Origin of the sequence: Pseudomonas sp. F8002, assembly GCF_013385495.1 — a bacterium.
Lineage (GTDB): Bacteria > Pseudomonadota > Gammaproteobacteria > Pseudomonadales > Pseudomonadaceae > Aquipseudomonas.
Genome location: NZ_JACAPW010000032.1, coordinates 265,859 through 281,895 on the forward strand (window position 1 = coordinate 265,859; position 16,037 = coordinate 281,895).

Here is a 16,037-nt window from a genome sequence, read left to right on the forward strand (position 1 = left end):
GCCTCAGGCGATGGGTTGGTGGACGGTGACCAGCTTGGTGCCGTCGGGGAAGGTGGCTTCCACCTGGATGTCCGGGATCATTTCCGGGATGCCTTCCATCACCTGTTCGCGGGTGAGCAGGGTGGTACCGAAGTGCATCAGCTCGGCGACGGTGCGGCCATCGCGGGCGCCTTCCATCAACGCGGCGGAGATGTAGGCGATGGTTTCCGGGTAATTGAGCTTCACACCGCGCGCCAACCGCCGCTCGGCTACCAGGCCGGCGGTGAAGATCAGCAGTTTGTCTTTTTCCCGTGGGGTCAGGTCCATCGTTCAAGGTCCTTCAAACAATATTCATAAAAACACTGAAGATCCGATGTGAAAGCTGCTTTATGTGGGAGCTGGCTTGCCTGCGATGCTGACGACTCGGTATGTCTGATGTACCGAGGTGATGCCATCGCGGGCAAGCCCGGCTCCCACAGGGAACAGGGTCGACTTTTGATCTTCATGTGCTCCAGATTCTCGGTGATACAGCCTCGCGGCCCAGCACGGCCGGGCGCAGCAGGCGCCACAGAGCGATCAGCCAGCCTCGCGCCAGCAGCGCTTCACTGGCCAGGCAGCGGGCCACCAGCAGGCCGGGTAATTGGGTCAGGTCGCCGCGTACCGGGTGGGGCAGGGAGCGGCATTGTTCGAGCAGTTCAGGGTCGATTTCGCCGGTCACCAGCAAGGTCGCAAACACCGGTTGCCCGTCCAGCCCGATGGGTGAGTCGAGCAAACCGTCGGCGCCCACAATGCGCTGGCGCTCATGCCAAATCAACTGGCCGTCGCGGCGGATATCCAGGTGCGACTGGAAGTGCCCGAGGTCGAAACGCTCGCCGCTGGCGGGGCGCCCGAGGGCGACCACGTCCCAGTAAAACAGCCGGGCATCGCCTTGCAGGTCGATGCGGGTGGTGAGTTCGGCCTGGGCGGCGCTGAACACGATGGTCTCCTGCGGCAGCCATTCCAGCGTCGCGCCCGCCTCAACCGTCAGCTCCAGTTTCTGATACGCCGGCCCGCCGGCGCGGTACCACTTGGCCGCGCCGGGGCTGGTCAGTTGCGCCCACGCACCTTCGGCGACATGGGCGCTGATATCGAGACGATCACCGCCGGCAATCCCGCCCGGCGGGTGCACGATGATGTGCTGGCACACCTCGGGGCCTTCGGCGTACAGGTGCTTTTGCACCCGCAGCGGGCCGAGGTGGCGGCGCATCACCGGGCGCGTGGTGTCGCCGAAACGCGCGTAGCCGAGTTCCAGCTCGGCGTGCCAGCTGGGGGTGAACAGCGCGGTGGGGGCAGGTAGGGTCATGGTCAGTGCTTATCGTTAGGACGCTACAGATTAGATCGTAACGAGCCCGCGCACACCCTCGCTTTCCATATTTTCTCCACGCCCCTGCTGGACGATTTCACCCCGGGACATCACCAGGTACTGGTCGGCCAGTTCCGCGGCAAAATCATAGAACTGCTCCACCAGCAGAATCGCCATGTCGCCGCGTGCCGCGAGCTTCTTGATCACCGCGCCGATCTCCTTGATCACCGACGGCTGGATGCCTTCGGTGGGTTCATCGAGGATCAGCAGGCGCGGGCGGCTGGCCAGGGCCCGACCGATAGCCAGCTGCTGTTGCTGGCCGCCGGACAAGTCACCACCCCGGCGTTGCTTCATTTGCAGCAGCACCGGGAACAGCTCGTAGATGAAGGCGGGCACTTCCTTGGCTTCGGCGCCGGGGAAACGGGACAGGCCCATCAGCAGGTTTTCTTCCACGGTCAGGCGGCCAAAAATCTCCCGGCCCTGGGGCACGTAAGCGATACCGGCGTGCACCCGCTGGTGCGGCTTGAAGCCGGTAATGGCGCGGCCTTCCCAGTTCACCGCACCTTCCCTGGCCGGCAGCAAACCCATCAGGCACTTGAGCAGGGTGGTCTTGCCCACGCCGTTGCGGCCCAGCAGGCAGGTGACTTCGCCGACTTTTACCTCAAAGGAAAGCCCGCGCAGGATGTGGCTACCGCCGTAGTACTGGTGCAGCTTGTCGACTTGCAGCATGTTCAAAATCTCCTCAATGATCGTTCCCACGCTCTGCGTGGGAATGCCGCAATGGACGCTCCGCGTCCGCCGTGTGACGCAGAGCGTCACCGGATGCATTCCCACGCGGAGCGTGGGAACGATCAGGTTCAGCGGCCGAGGTAAACCTCGATCACCCGCTCATTTTCCTGCACCTGTTCCAGGGACCCTTCGGCCAGCACGCTGCCCTGGTGCAACACCGTCACGTGGTCGGCAATCGAGCCGACAAAGCCCATGTCGTGTTCCACCACCATCAGCGAATGCTTGCCCGCCAGGCGCTTGAACAGCTCGGCGGTGAACTCGGTTTCGGCATCGGTCATGCCCGCCACCGGTTCATCCAGCAGCAACAGTTGCGGGTCCTGCATCAGCAACATGCCGATTTCCAGGAACTGTTTCTGGCCGTGGGACAGCAAGCCGGCCGGGCGATTGACTGAAGCGGTGAGGCGGATGGTGTCGAGCACTTCGCTGATGCGGTCTTTCTGCTCACCACTCAAGCGCGCCCGCAGGCTGGCCCACACCGATTTGTCGGTCTTCTGCGCCAGCTCCAGGTTTTCAAACACGCTGAGGGCTTCGAATACCGTGGGCTTCTGGAACTTGCGACCGATGCCGGCCTGGGCGATCTGCACTTCGCTCATGCTCGTCAGGTCGAGGGTTTCGCCGAACCAGGCCTTGCCGTGGCTGGGCCGGGTCTTGCCGGTGATCACGTCCATCAGCGTGGTCTTGCCCGCGCCGTTGGGGCCGATGATGCAGCGCAATTCGCCGACGCCGATGTACAGGTTCAAGTCGTTCAACGCCTTGAAGCCGTCGAAGCTGACGCTGATGTCTTCCAGGGTCAGGATCGTGCCGTGGCGGGTGTTCAGGCCTTTGCCCGCCGCCTGGCCGAGGCCGATGGCATCGCGGGCGCTGCCTTGGTCTTTGTTCGGTTCAAGGATGGGCTCGAGCATGAATTCCGCCGTCGCTGTAATTCTCATTGGTCGCCCCTTTTCTTCAGCAGGCCAAACACACCCTTGGGCAAGTACAGGGTGACGATGATGAACAGCGCACCGAGGAAGAACAGCCAATACTCAGGAAACGCCACGGTGAACCAGCTCTTCATGCCGTTGACCACACCGGCGCCCAGCAGCGGGCCGATCAAGGTTCCACGCCCGCCGAGGGCCACCCACACAGCGGCCTCGATGGAGTTGGTCGGCGACATTTCGCTGGGGTTGATGATGCCCACCTGCGGCACATACAACGCGCCGGCCAAGCCGCACATCACGGCACTCAACACCCAGACAAACAGCTTGAATCCACGCGGGTCGTAACCGCAGAACATCAGGCGGTTTTCCGCATCCCGCAGCGCTGTCAGCACCCGGCCGAACTTGCTCTGGGCCAGGCGCCAGCCGATGAACAGGCTCGCCACCAACAACACCACGGTGGCCACAAACAGCGCCGCTCGCGTGCCCGGCTCGGTGATGCCAAACCCGAGGATGCTGCGGAAATTGGTAAAGCCGTTATTGCCGCCGAACCCGGTCTCGTTGCGGAAGAACAACAGCATCCCGGCGAACGTCAGGGCTTGGGTCATGATCGAGAAATACACGCCCTTGATCCGCGAGCGGAAGGCGAAGAACCCGAACACCAGCGCCAGCAATCCCGGCGCCAACACCACCAGGCACATCGCCCAGAGGAAGTGGCTGGTGCCGGTCCAGTACCACGGCAGCTCGGTCCACGACAAAAAGGTCATGAACGCCGGCAGCTCATCGCCGGACGCCTGGCGCATCAGGTACATGCCCATGGCATAGCCACCCAGCGCAAAGAACAGGCCGTGGCCGAGGGACAACATCCCGGCATAACCCCACACCAGGTCCAGGGCCAGGGCGACGATGGCGTAGCACAGAATCTTGCCCACCAACGTCAGGGTATAGGCGGAAACGTGCAGCGGATTTTCCGGTGACAACAGCGAGAACAACGGCAGCGCCAGCAGCAGGATCAGCACCACTGCACCGACCGCGACGGTCACCTTGGGGCCGGCCTTTTGCGCGGCCGTAAGCATCAATGGCTGGTTCATCAGTCGATCACCCGTCCTTTCAGTGCGAAGAGTCCTTGCGGGCGTTTCTGGATGAACAGAATGATCAGCGCGAGGATCAGGATCTTGCCGAGTACGGCACCGATCTGCGGTTCGAGAATCTTGTTGGCTATCCCCAGGCCGAAGGCGGCCATGACGCTACCGGCCAACTGGCCGACGCCGCCGAGCACCACCACCAGGAACGAGTCGATGATGTAGCTCTGGCCGAGGTCCGGGCCGACGTTGCCGATCTGGCTCAGGGCCACGCCACCGAGGCCCGCTATGCCGGAGCCGAGGCCGAAGGCGAGCATGTCCACGCGCCCGGTGGGCACGCCGCAGCAGGCGGCCATGTTGCGGTTCTGGGTCACGGCCCGCACGTTGAGGCCCAGGCGCGTCTTGTTCAGCAGCAGCCAGGTCAGCACCACCACGAACAGCGCGAAGGCGATGATCACGATGCGGTTGTACGGCAGCACCAGGTTGGGCAGCACCTGGATTCCCCCGGACAGCCACTCGGGGTTGGCCACTTCAACGTTCTGCGCACCGAACACCAGGCGCACCAGTTGGATCAGCATCAGGCTGATGCCCCAGGTGGCGAGCAGGGTTTCCAGCGGGCGGCCGTAGAGGTGACGAATCACCGTGCGCTCCAGGGCCATGCCGATGGCGGCGGTGACAAAAAACGCCACCGGCAGCGCGATCAGCGGGTAGAACTCGATGGCCTGGGGCACGTAGCGCTGCATCAGCAACTGCACCACATAGGTGGAGTAGGCGCCGAGCATCAGCATCTCGCCGTGGGCCATGTTGATCACCCCGAGCAGGCCGAAGGTGATCGCCAGGCCGAGCGCCGCCAGCAGCAGGATCGAGCCCAGGGACATGCCGCTGAAGGCCTGGCCGAGAATCTCGCCCACCATCAGTTTGCGTTTGACCTGGGCCAGGCTGGTCTCGGCGGCGGTGTGCACCGTGGCGTCGGCTTCGACGCCGGGAGCGAGCAAGGCTTCCAGGCGAGTGCGGGCCAGCGGGTCGCCGGTGCCGCCGAGCAAGCGCACGGCGGCCAGGCGCACGGCCGGGTCGGGGTCTACCAGTTGCAGGTTGGCCAGGGCGAGGCTGAGGGCTGTGTGTACGTCGTCGTTGGTTTCGCCGGCGAGTTGCTGGTCGAGGAATTTCAGCTGCGCAGGTTGTGCACTTTTTTGCAGAGTCTGGGCGGCGGCAAGGCGCACCTTGGGGTCGGCAGCGAGCAATTCCTGGCTGGCTTGCACGTTGTCGATCAGGCCGCGCAGGCGGTTGTTCAGGCGTACGGTCTTGGTTTCGCCGTTGGCGCTGATCTGGCCTTGTTGCAGGGCGTCCACCAGCTCGATGCGCGCCGGGTCGGGCTGGGCGGCCCAGTCCTGGAGCAGCTTGGCTTGTTGCATCGGGTTGGCGTTGATGAAGTCTTCGGCGTCGCTGGCGTGTGCGGCGAGGGGCAGCAACAGTAGGGCGGCGAGGATGAAGCGGTATAGGGCAGTGGGCATGGCAGTTTCCTATAGATCGTTCCCACGCTCTGCGTGGGAATGCCGCCTTGGACGCTCTGCGTCCGCTGTGTGACGCAGAGCGTCACGGGATGCATTCCCACGCGGAGCGTGGGAACGATCAGTGCGGCGGTCTTAGTTGCTCTTGACGGCGTAATCCGGCTTCTTGTCATTGCCAGGGATATACGGGCTCCACGGCTGGGCACGAATCGGCTCCTGGGTCTGCCACACCACCGAGAACTGCCCGTCAGACTGGATCTCGCCGATCATCACCGGCTTGTGCAGGTGGTGGTTGGTCTTGTCCATGGTCAGGGTGAAGCCGGACGGCGCGGCAAAGGTCTGCCCGGCCATGGCTTCGCGCACTTTGTCGACGTCGGTGGACTTGGCTTTCTCCACCGCCTGCGCCCACATGTGGATGCCCACGTAGGTGGCTTCCATCGGGTCGTTGGTCACGGCTTTATCCGCGCCCGGCAGGTTGTGGGCCTTGGCGTAGGCTTTCCAGTCGGCGACGAATTTCTTGTTCACCGGGTTCTCCACCGACTGGAAGTAGTTCCAGGCGGCGAGGTTGCCCACCAGCGGCTTGGTGTCGATGCCGCGCAGTTCTTCTTCACCCACGGAGAAGGCGACGACCGGTACGTCGGTAGCCTTCAGGCCCTGGTTGGCCAGCTCTTTGTAGAACGGCACGTTGGAGTCGCCGTTCACGGTGGAGATCACTGCGGTCTTGCCACCGGCAGAGAATTTTTTGATGTTGGCCACGATGGTCTGGTAATCGCTGTGGCCGAACGGGGTGTAGACCTCTTCGATGTCTTTATCCGCTACGCCTTTGGAGTGCAGGAACGAACGCAGAATCTTGTTGGTGGTGCGCGGGTACACGTAGTCGGTGCCCAGCAGGAAGAAGCGCTTGGCGCCGCCGCCTTCTTCGCTCATCAGGTACTCCACCGCCGGGATCGCCTGCTGGTTCGGCGCCGCACCGGTATAGAACACGTTCGGCGACATCTCTTCGCCTTCGTATTGCACCGGGTAGAACAGCAGGCCGTTGAGTTCTTCGAACACCGGCAATACCGATTTGCGCGACACCGAGGTCCAGCAACCGAACACCACGGCGACCTTGTCCTGGGTCAGCAACTGGCGGCCCTTTTCAGCGAACAGCGGCCAGTTGGAAGCTGGGTCTACCACTACCGGTTCGAGCATCTTGCCGTTCACGCCGCCCTTGGCGTTGATCTCGTCGATGGTCATCAGCGCCATGTCTTTGAGCGAGGTCTCGGAGATCGCCATGGTCCCGGACAGCGAGTGCAGGATGCCGACCTTGATGGTCTCGGCGGCCTGTACCGTCCAGGTCATGCCCATCGCGGCGATGGATGCCGACAGTGTGAAAGCCTTGATCAAGCTGCGACGCTTCATTGTGCAATCTCCATGACTCAATGATGTGATGAGGGAGTGATTGCAAAGGCTGTGCCGGGGCGCGCAAGCGTGGTGCGCGCGAGCTGTGATCGGGCTATGGGGGTGGGCGATGCACCAATGCGGCGCCAATCAACGCAGGCTGTGCGTGCAGGCGCACCCTGATGGTGCCTGGCGCCCCGAGCCTTAACTATCTAATGCCTGCGTCCGGCCAAACCCTTGAAAGTGAAGCCTGCCTGGTGCCCCCGGCAACCCAGGGGCAGCGCCAGTTTTCTTAACTTCACTCAAGTGACGATGAACATGGACAGTACTCACATTCAAGACGATCAAGCGGCGAGCACGCGCAGGCCGGTTCCCCATCTGGGGCCGGCGTTCGTTACCGATCACGATGCCGCCCATTGGGCGCATCAACAGATCGGCAACCGGCGCGAGACGGTATTTGGCGGGCTGGTTTTCAAGCGTGATGACGGGATGTACCTGCCAAGCGTACCGGTGCCCGGGACCGCCAACGGGTTCGATTTCCAGGACGAACTGCTCAAGGTTGATGCGGACAAGAACTTTCTGCCGTACCAGGGCCACCGCGTTCACGCCCTGTACAGTTCACGCGCCGGGGATGGCAGCCGGCGCGCTACACAGATACAGCAGTGGACAGATGCGCAGTTGCGCCTGGACCGCAGCTTTTTTCCCATCAACATCCTGCGGCTCACCATTCAACTGCGCATGCTGTGTACCCGTTACTACCTGTCCGGGTTTCATGGTTCGCTCATCCAGTATGAAAGCACCGGTTCTGCAGCTGAGGCGAAGTTCCTGAGCAAGTTGATGGTGGCCAAACCGACGGCCGATTTCGACGATTACATCGCTTTTATCAATGAGACGGCCAGAGCCGGTTACCTGCGGGTCATCGTTGCCAACGCCGAGTTGGGTGGAAAGCCTGGCCAATTGCTGCCGCCGTGGACCCTCAATCAAACCCTGTCGCAGGTCGGGCAGGAGGCACTGGCGCCCCTGGCCAGCCCAGTCAGCCGCCGGTGGCAGGACGCGGTGCGATCGGTCTTGCCGCCGCTGGGGTTCGCAAGGCAGGAGAGCCTCTTTGGTTTCCTGTACAAAAACCCATTGAACCAGTACGTGGCCGAGTTTCCGTCTGACCGTCTCAAGGCGGTGTTTGCGCTGACCAGTGGCAAGTTGTCACTGCCTAAAGTGCCCAAGGCGGACAGTGACTTTTTGACGTTCGGTATTTACTGTTCCCTGTCGCCCCAGGCGGGACCTGTTGTGGCGCAAGAGTCGTTGTTGGCCGAAAACTTCTTCACGGCCTCTGCGTTGGCCGCCGTGGTGATGATGGCAGGGACCGATGGCCTGGGCTTGCATTTTTACTTGCGCGCCAATGACGGTGCCCTGCTGATGTACCACTGCACAGGTTCAGAGGCGCAATCCCGGCTGCTGGCCAATCGCGGTGCGGACATCGACAACCGCCTGAAGGCGGGTTCCCTGAGCCCTTCGGCGTTTGTCCGGCAGGTGGCTGCCGTGGGGACGTTGACGGTGGTCGAGGCTGGCCAGGTCTGGGACAAGACCGGTGTGGTGGGCCCGCAATGGCGCGCACACGAACACCTCCATCAGTCCTTGAGCCCGGCCTTTGTGACCACCGACGATGCGGCGCGTTACCTGCACTATCAGGTGGGTCAGCAGCGCGACAGTTTTCTCCTGAGCTTTATCCTGCAGCGCGGTGATGGCCGCTACCTTGCGTCAAGGCTCCTGCGCCCCACGGAAGCGGAACGGGCATGGGGCAAGGTCTCATCCAGCGGCGAGTACCTGACCCGTGTCGAGCTTGAGGGCCACCGCATTGTGGCGCAGTTCCATCGTCCGCAATCCGACGTGGCCGAACTCGGTGCCCGGTTTCCTGAGCGCACCCCTCGGCAAATCGACTTCATGATCAGTACACCTGCCGCCCACACGGTGTTCCTGATGATTTATTTTTCTGACCTGATCAAGACGCTGTACACCAGCGGGCCGAATGGCACGTTGCTCAAGTATGGGATCAGCGGTTCCCGTGCGGAACGTGAGTTTGCCGAGTATCTGCACACAACCCTGCCGACTGGCGTCGTAGTGCCCCGGCCACAAGGTTACGACGGAACTCCCGAGGGGCTGGTTAAGGAGCTGGTCAAGCTGGGTGAGCTGACCGTGCTGCTGGCGGATGACGCCTGGTACAACGTCCAGGGGCGTGTCCCGCCGAACTGGACTCCCCAGACACCGTTCACCGCGACAGCGCCCATTGATGCACCGCTGAGCTGGGTTTTTTCCGACCTGGCCACCGCCGGGCGTTATGCCCACGACCGCATGCAGGCCTCGCCGGGTGGCCGGCGTGTCGGCTGCCTCCTCAAGGCTCGGGGGGCCGCGCAGTACGTGGTCAGTGAACCTTCCGGCCCGGTGCCTGCCGGCGATAGCCTGTTTGCCTTGTCTCGAGTGCTGGGCAGTGATCGCCTGCCGCCCGGCTTCGACCTGCGTGGCTGGTACTGCCGCAGCGAACCGGATGCCACCGGCATCGCCGCCGAACCGTGGTTGTACGAGGCCTTCATCGACACTGCGGATTTTGCCCAGGGGGTTGCTGCGCTACGCATCGACCCCGAGAGCAATCTGGCTTTTTACCTCTCTACGGCGGACGGCGCTCATCTTGCCTACGACGCTTCCGGTTCGGCCGAGGAAAGCCAGCTCTACCACGTGCTGCCCGATGGCCGTGTAACGGACAACGGGCTGAGAGATGAGCTGCAGGCCGCCTCCGTTACGCCCCATGAGCTGATCCAAAAGGTCGCCGCCGCCGGTGCGCTGTCGGTGTTGCAGCCGGGCACGCTGTGGGATGTGGCGGGGCTGGTCACCGACACCTGGCGACCTTACGCCCTGGCACCCCGCCCGCAACTGAGCCGCGGGTTTCTCCAGGTAGAAGACGCGGCACGCTACGCCCACGGGCAAATCGGCAGCTGGCGTGAGGGCGAATACTGCGGCTATATCCTGCAGCGCCCGGACGGCCTTTACGCGGCCACCGAGCCATTGCCAGCCAGTGATGCCGGGCGCTTTGCCCTGGGGGTTGTCTATCCCCAGGACGTCAAGGGCCGCTCACTGCTCCCGCCTCGTCACCTGCTGAAGGCCGTGTATGGCTCCAGCCGCGGGGTTTCGTTGCTGGAACCCGAGCGCCTGCGGCGCCCGGGCTGGTCGCGGGACGATGCCTGCCTGGAGGCGCAGATGTTCAGCGCCCTGGACGTGCACACGCTGATCCGCAATCGCCAGCAGGTGTCCGTGGCCTACCTGTCGGGCGCCGAAGATTGTTTGCTGGCGTATGACCTGATCGACTCTCCCGCCCAGGCGAGCCTGTTCAAGGCGCTCGACCCCTTGCCCCATCGCAGCCCGACAGCCCTCAACCTGGCCAGCGGGACACTGACGGCGCTGGAGTGGATCAACCAGGTGGCGGCGGCCGGCAGTGTGCGGGTGGTGCAGGCCAACCCGTTGTGGGGCGCGCCGGGGCTGATCGCCGAACACTGGCGGCCGCGCCTGCCGATACCCCGGCGCGAACGCCCGGAGCAGGTTGCCTATGGCCCGGTTTGCGCCAGTGCCGCCGATGCGGCTCGGGAGCTGCACACGCGCCTGGACCATGAAGCACCGACGCAAACCGGTTTCGGCTTCATGCTCAAGCATCGCGATCAGGACGCCTTTGTCTGCTCCGAGCTTGTACCCGCCTGGGATAGGGCCGGGCTGTTCGCCTTGAGCGCCGTGTTTGCCGTGGATGACGAAGGCGAGTTCATTTACCCCGCGGGTTATCAACTGCACGCCTTGGTTTACCGGCGCAACTGGATGCCACAGGGGCTGACCACCGCCGAACACTGGCTGGCGCAGCATTTTATTTCGGCCGGGGATCTGGCCAGTGCCACCGTCGAGGCCAAGCGCCAACGGGAGACAGGCGCACTGACGGGCTTGCCGGTGTTTATCTCGACACTGGACCAGGCGCTGCTGCAGGTACAAACGCCGGTGGCATCGACGCTGTTCAACCCGGTCCGCCAGCTGTCGGGGGTCTATGAAGACGTGCAGACCTTGATGGCCAGCGGGCAGCTCTCGGCGGTCGGGTTTGTCAACGAAGTGGCGAAGTTGAGCTGGTTGAGCGTTTTGGTGCCGAGCGAATGCTGGGCGTTGGCGGGTAAACTGGATGTCAGCCAGGCCCCATGGACCGCCTTCGCCAACTTTATGCGTCGCCCATTGAGCCCGCTGTTCAGCAACCAGGCCGATGCGGTGCGTTACGCCCACCAACAGCTGGGCACACAGCGCGACACGCTGCAAGGCGGGCTGGTGTTGCAGCGCAACGGCAAGTTTGTCGCGACCCTGGCGGTGCCGGTGTTGAGTGAAGACTTCGACCCGAACGTCATCCTGCCGGGCCTGGACGTCAGCCAGGCGCTGCTGGCCCCTGGTTGGAAAATGGTCGCGCGCTACCGGTCACGTGCCGCCCGGGTGCTGGGGTTCTGGTTACCCTCTGAAGAAAACGCGGTGTATCAAAACCTGTTTTCGACCAAAGTACTGGAGACCGCCCTGAAGTCGGGTCACCTGTGGACCCACGAATACCTGTTGACGCCCGACGGCTCACTCATCGGTTTCAGTACCCAGGACGCCGAGCGCAGCTTGCTGGATTCGGCCCGGCGCAACGAAGCGACGCAGTTGCTCAGCCACCTGGAAACCTCCCTGGCCCCCAACAGCCTGGCGTTGCACGACCCTTACAGCAATGCCGTCGAGCAGCAGATGCGCAGCGGCCGCAAGAGCCCCACCGAGCTGGTCAATCAGCTGGCGCGGGTGGGGACTTTGCAGGTACTGGAGGGCGGCCCGTTGTGGGGCACTGCCCAGCGTGTGCTGCCGGGCTGGATGCCCGGCCTGGCGTACGTTGCGCCACAGGCGGCGGTTCATGCCGTAGCGGATCGGCAACTGAGCCCGGTGTTCAAGCATGCCGACGACGCGGCACGTCATGCTCACCACTACACCCTGGAGCGCACCCGCCTGAGCTTCGGCGTGATGCTCAAGTCGTCTGACAATGGGCATTTTGTCGCCTGTACGCCGGTCAACGGCGATGACTTGAAATTTGCCCTCGACCGGGCGTTCCTGCGCGGCCAGTTGCCGATTGGGTACAGCCTGCAAGGCCTGTATCTGAGGCTCCCGCAGCGCGCTGCGCCCGAATTGCCCCAGGCAGAAGACTACGCGCAACTGATGGCTCCGGCCGTGGTGCTGGCGGCGCTGAGCTTTTTGCGGGTGGCACAGAGCGAGCGGTTCCTGGCGTTGTATGTGTCGTGTGCCGATGGCTCACTGTTCCGGTATCAGGCGGTGAGGATCGACCCGGACTGGGATTCCAGCCGCCGGCAGGCGGCGTATCTGAAACACCTCAACAGTCGAGGCAGCATCGACAGCCATGTGTTGAAACTGGTGGAATCCGGTGAGCTGCGGGTACTCGACAGCAGCCCGTTCTGGGATGCCTTGTTGCCCCGGATAAAGCGCCTGGCCACGACACTGGCAGTGCGCGATACCCGCATGGCCCTGGGCCCGTTGTGCGCCCACCCGGACGATGCCGCGCGCCAGGTATGGCAACAGGTTGTGCCGCTGGAGCACCAGGCGCGGCTGGGAGCGGTGCTGGGCAACGGCGACAGCGATACCTTCATCGCCGTGCAACCGGTGGCAGACCCGGGCCCCTCGATGGCCGTGGGACTGCGGCCGGACACACCGGCCTACAAGGCATTGTTCGAAGGCATCATGAACCTCGGCTACCCCAGCACATCGACCCGCTACCCGGCGGGCTACAAGGTGATGGGGGTCCAGCAGTTGTTCAAGCTCGACACCGAGCGCCAGCACCTGGCGGATCGCTACGAAGAAGGCCTGGCCCACAACTTCATTGCCCAGAAGGAAATTCGCGGGTTCATCGAGATGCTGCGCCAGGACAAGATCGCGGGGGCGCGTTACTACTTCACCCCGGTGCACGGCGCGTTGATTGTGTATGAGCCCAGCTATCACGCGGACGAAAGCCAGTTGCTGCGCGATGACTGGATCGACGAAGACACGGGTGTGGTGAAGGTCAAGCCCAGCGAGGTGATCCGCCGGTTGGCGACCTCGGGCAAGCTGACCATCCTGGAAACCGACCGCTTCTGGCAACCCCGCAGCCAGGTGGCGCGGCGCTTGTTGCATGCATTCAAGCAGGCCGACCAGGGTGTTTAACGCCGCCGCATCAGGCCGATAAAAAACAGCCCGCCAATGGCCGCCGTGGCCACGCCGATGGGCAGGTCTTCGGGGGCAATCATTGTGCGGGCCGCCACGTCCACCCACACCAGGAACACACTGCCCAACAGCACGCACACCGGCAGCAAACGCCGGTGTTCGGCACCTACAAGGCGCCGGGCAATGTGCGGCACCATCAGCCCGACAAAGCCGATGGAGCCGCTGATGGACACCAGCACGCCGGTCATCAGCGAGGCGATCAAAAACACCTTGAGCCGCACATTGCGCGCGTTCAGGCCCAGGGTCACGGCGGTCTGTTCGCCGGCCATCAGCGCGTTCAACGGGCGAGCCATCCCCAGCAGCAACACCAGCCCCAGCAACACGGTGGCGAAGGGAATGGCCAGCAGTTCCCAGCGCGCCAACCCGAGGCCGCCGAGCATCCAGAACATCACCGCCGAGGCCGCGCGATGGTCGCCCATGAACAGCAGCAAATTCGCCACCGCCATCATCACGAACGACACCGCCACCCCGCACAGCAGCAGGCGGTCACTCTCCAGCCGACCGTTGCGACTGGCCACCGCCAGCACCACGATCATGCTCAGCAACGCACCGATGAACGCCGCGATGGGCAGGGTCAGCAAGCCGATCACTTCACCCACATGCAGTACCACGATCACTGCGCCGAGGGTGGCGCCGGAGGTCACGCCCAGCAGGTGCGGATCCGCCAGCGGGTTGCGTGTGACGGCCTGCAGCACCGCACCGATCAACGCCAGCCCGGCGCCCACCAACGCGCCGAGCAGCATGCGCGGCACGCGGATCAGCCACACGATGTGTTCCTGCCCCGCGCTCCAGTCCACCTCGCCAACGCCGAAGGCTTTATGCAGCAGGATCCGCCAGACCACGTCCACCGGTACCCGCGCCGAGCCGAACCCCAGCGAGACCACGCACGAGATCAGCAACAACGTGCCGAGGGCACTCAGCAGCAGGGCATAGCGACGGGTGATCATTCGCCGTGGAACCCCTTGGCCAGGGTTTCAACCGCCAGCACGTTGTCGATGCCCGGCGTGGCTTGCACGTAGGGGATCACGATAAAGCGCTGGTTCTTGATCGCGTCCACCGATTGCAGCGCCGGGTTGTTCAGCAGGAACTGCTCTTTTTGCTCGGCGGTGATTTCGCTGTAGTCGACGATCACGATGACCTGCGGGTTGCGCTCCACCACGGTTTCCCAGTTGACCCGGGTCCAGCTGGCGTCCACGTCATCGAGAATGTTGCGCCCGCCGGCGGCGTCGATCAGCGCCTGGGGCATGCCCAGGCGGCCGGAGGTCATGGCGCGGTCTTCGCCGCTGTCGTAGAGGAACACGCGGGGCTTGTCGGCCGGCAGGTTTTCCTGCACTTGGGCGACCTGTGCCTGCATCTGTGCGATCAAGGCATTCGCGCGGTCCTGCACATCGAAGATCTTGCCCAGGTTGCGCAGGTCGTTATAGGTGTCTTCCAGGGTGGCCGCCGGGCGCTTCATCACGAAGGCGCAGGACTCGGTCAGCTCGTAGACGTTGATGCCCAACGGTTGCAGGGTTTGCGGGGTGAGGTCGCCACCGACGCGCATGCCGTAGTCCCAGCCGGCGAAGAAGAAGTCGACGTTGGCGTTGAGCAGGGTTTCCACCGACGGGTATTTGCTCGCCAGTTCCGGCAGGCCGTCGAGAATCTGCGCCATTTCCGGGGTGACCGACTTCCAGCCGGTCACGCCGCTGTAGCCGGCCATGTGCGACTTGAGGCCCAGGGCGAGCATCATCTGGGTCATGTTGATGTCGTGGCTGACCGCGTGTTTCGGTGCCTCGGCGAAGGTCACTTCGCGGTTGCAGCTCTGGATTTTCAGCGGGTAATGGGTCGCTTCGGCGAACGCTTGGGAAGTGCCGAGCAGCAACGCGAGAGACAGCAGGGAGCGCAGGATCATGGTTGGGTTATCCAGGTGATTCGGGGGTAGCCGGACAAGGGGTGAGTGTCGATCAATGCTTCAACGCCGAACACGTCGCGCAGCAATTCGGCGGTCAGCACTTCGTGAGGTGTGCCGCTGGCGACGATGCGCCCGTGGTTGATCACGTACAGCCGATCACAGAACGCAGCGGCCAGGTTCAGGTCGTGAATGCTGGCGAGGGTGCCGATGTTCAGGCGCTTGACCAGTTGCAGCAATTGCAACTGGTAGCGCGGGTCGAGGTGGTTGGTCGGTTCGTCGAGGATCAGCAGTTGCGGTTGCTGGGCCAGGGCGCGGGCGAGGATCACCCGCTGCTTTTCTCCGCCCGAGAGGGTGGCGAAGGCGTGGTCTTCAAAGCCCAGCAGGCCGACGGATTCGAGGGCCTGGCGGATCAGGTTCTGGTCTTCAAGCGTATCGCTGTCGAACAGGCCCTTGTGCGGTGTGCGGCCCATGGCGACCACTTCATCCACCCGCAGGCCGAAGGCGTCGGGAAACTCCTGGAGCACCACGGCAATGCGTTGCGCGCACCACTTCGAGGATTGCTTCCAGACGTTCTGGTGTTCCAGCAGCACCTCACCGTCAGCCGGTTTGCTGAACCGATAGGCGCAGCGCAGCAGGCTGGTCTTGCCGCTGCCGTTGGGCCCGATCAGCCCGACGAACTCACCGGCGCTCACGTGCAGGCTGGCGTCACGCAGTTGGAACTGGTGATGACAGTGCTCGTGGCCTGGTGGGGTCCAGGCGAGGGCGGTGAGGTTGAGTGAGGTCATCTTTACTCTCAGGTCCAACACAGGACAAATGTGGGAGCGGGCTTACTCGCGAAAGCGGTGGATCAGT

Annotated in this window: 11 protein-coding genes; 1 reads left to right on the forward strand and 10 read right to left on the reverse strand. The window is 63.6% G+C overall.

What is annotated here, in order from left to right:
- Positions 1 to 3 precede the first annotated feature (3 nt).
- From ureA to urtA, 7 genes are all read right to left on the reverse strand, one after another.
- Positions 4 to 306 (reverse strand): urease subunit gamma, encoded by a 303-nt coding sequence (ureA, locus tag HX811_RS23780; protein WP_003217383.1) that lies wholly within the window; start codon positions 304 to 306, stop codon positions 4 to 6.
- A gap of 175 nt (positions 307 to 481) precedes the next feature.
- Positions 482 to 1,321, reverse strand: a complete 840-nt coding sequence (locus HX811_RS23785) for an urease accessory protein UreD (RefSeq protein WP_177047609.1) — start codon at positions 1,319 to 1,321, stop codon at positions 482 to 484.
- A 30-nt stretch (positions 1,322 to 1,351) separates the two neighbouring features.
- On the reverse strand, positions 1,352 to 2,050 hold the full coding sequence (gene urtE, locus HX811_RS23790; RefSeq protein ID WP_177047611.1) for an urea ABC transporter ATP-binding subunit UrtE: 699 nt from the start codon (positions 2,048 to 2,050) through the stop codon (positions 1,352 to 1,354).
- A gap of 128 nt (positions 2,051 to 2,178) precedes the next feature.
- Positions 2,179 to 3,039, reverse strand: coding sequence for an urea ABC transporter ATP-binding protein UrtD (gene urtD, locus HX811_RS23795; protein WP_003217378.1), 861 nt, complete (start codon positions 3,037 to 3,039; stop codon positions 2,179 to 2,181).
- Positions 3,036 to 4,115 carry an urea ABC transporter permease subunit UrtC gene (gene urtC, locus HX811_RS23800; RefSeq protein WP_177047614.1) on the reverse strand — a complete coding sequence of 360 codons (1,080 nt, stop codon included), beginning with the start codon at positions 4,113 to 4,115 and terminating at the stop codon, positions 3,036 to 3,038. Before urtC ends, urtD begins: the two co-directional genes overlap by 4 nt.
- Positions 4,115 to 5,617 (reverse strand): urea ABC transporter permease subunit UrtB, encoded by a 1,503-nt coding sequence (gene urtB / locus HX811_RS23805; protein WP_177047616.1) that lies wholly within the window; start codon positions 5,615 to 5,617, stop codon positions 4,115 to 4,117. Before urtB ends, urtC begins: the two co-directional genes overlap by 1 nt.
- Before the next feature lie 132 nt (positions 5,618 to 5,749).
- A complete protein-coding gene (gene urtA / locus HX811_RS23810; RefSeq protein ID WP_003217372.1) occupies positions 5,750 to 7,015 on the reverse strand; it encodes an urea ABC transporter substrate-binding protein in 1,266 nt (421 codons plus the stop codon).
- Between the two features lie 297 nt (positions 7,016 to 7,312).
- Here urtA and HX811_RS23815 point away from each other — a divergent pair, with 297 nt between their 5' ends.
- Positions 7,313 to 13,234, forward strand: a complete 5,922-nt coding sequence (locus tag HX811_RS23815) for a hypothetical protein (protein WP_177047618.1) — start codon at positions 7,313 to 7,315, stop codon at positions 13,232 to 13,234.
- Here HX811_RS23815 and HX811_RS23820 read toward each other — a convergent pair.
- Genes HX811_RS23820 through HX811_RS23830 form a run of 3 tightly spaced genes read right to left on the reverse strand, consistent with a single transcriptional unit; the run spans position 13,231 to position 15,970 of the window.
- The gene (locus HX811_RS23820) at positions 13,231 to 14,241 is read right to left on the reverse strand and encodes an iron ABC transporter permease (RefSeq protein WP_177047620.1); all 1,011 of its coding nucleotides are present in this window, start codon (positions 14,239 to 14,241) and stop codon (positions 13,231 to 13,233) included. The genes HX811_RS23815 and HX811_RS23820 overlap by 4 nt on opposite strands.
- Entirely contained in the window at positions 14,238 to 15,185 is a 948-nt protein-coding gene (locus tag HX811_RS23825; RefSeq protein WP_008439045.1) for an ABC transporter substrate-binding protein, read from the reverse strand. The genes HX811_RS23820 and HX811_RS23825 overlap by 4 nt, the downstream gene beginning before the upstream one ends.
- A complete protein-coding gene (locus HX811_RS23830; protein ID WP_177047622.1) occupies positions 15,182 to 15,970 on the reverse strand; it encodes an ABC transporter ATP-binding protein in 789 nt (262 codons plus the stop codon). The genes HX811_RS23825 and HX811_RS23830 overlap by 4 nt, the downstream gene beginning before the upstream one ends.
- Positions 15,971 to 16,037 lie beyond the last annotated feature (67 nt).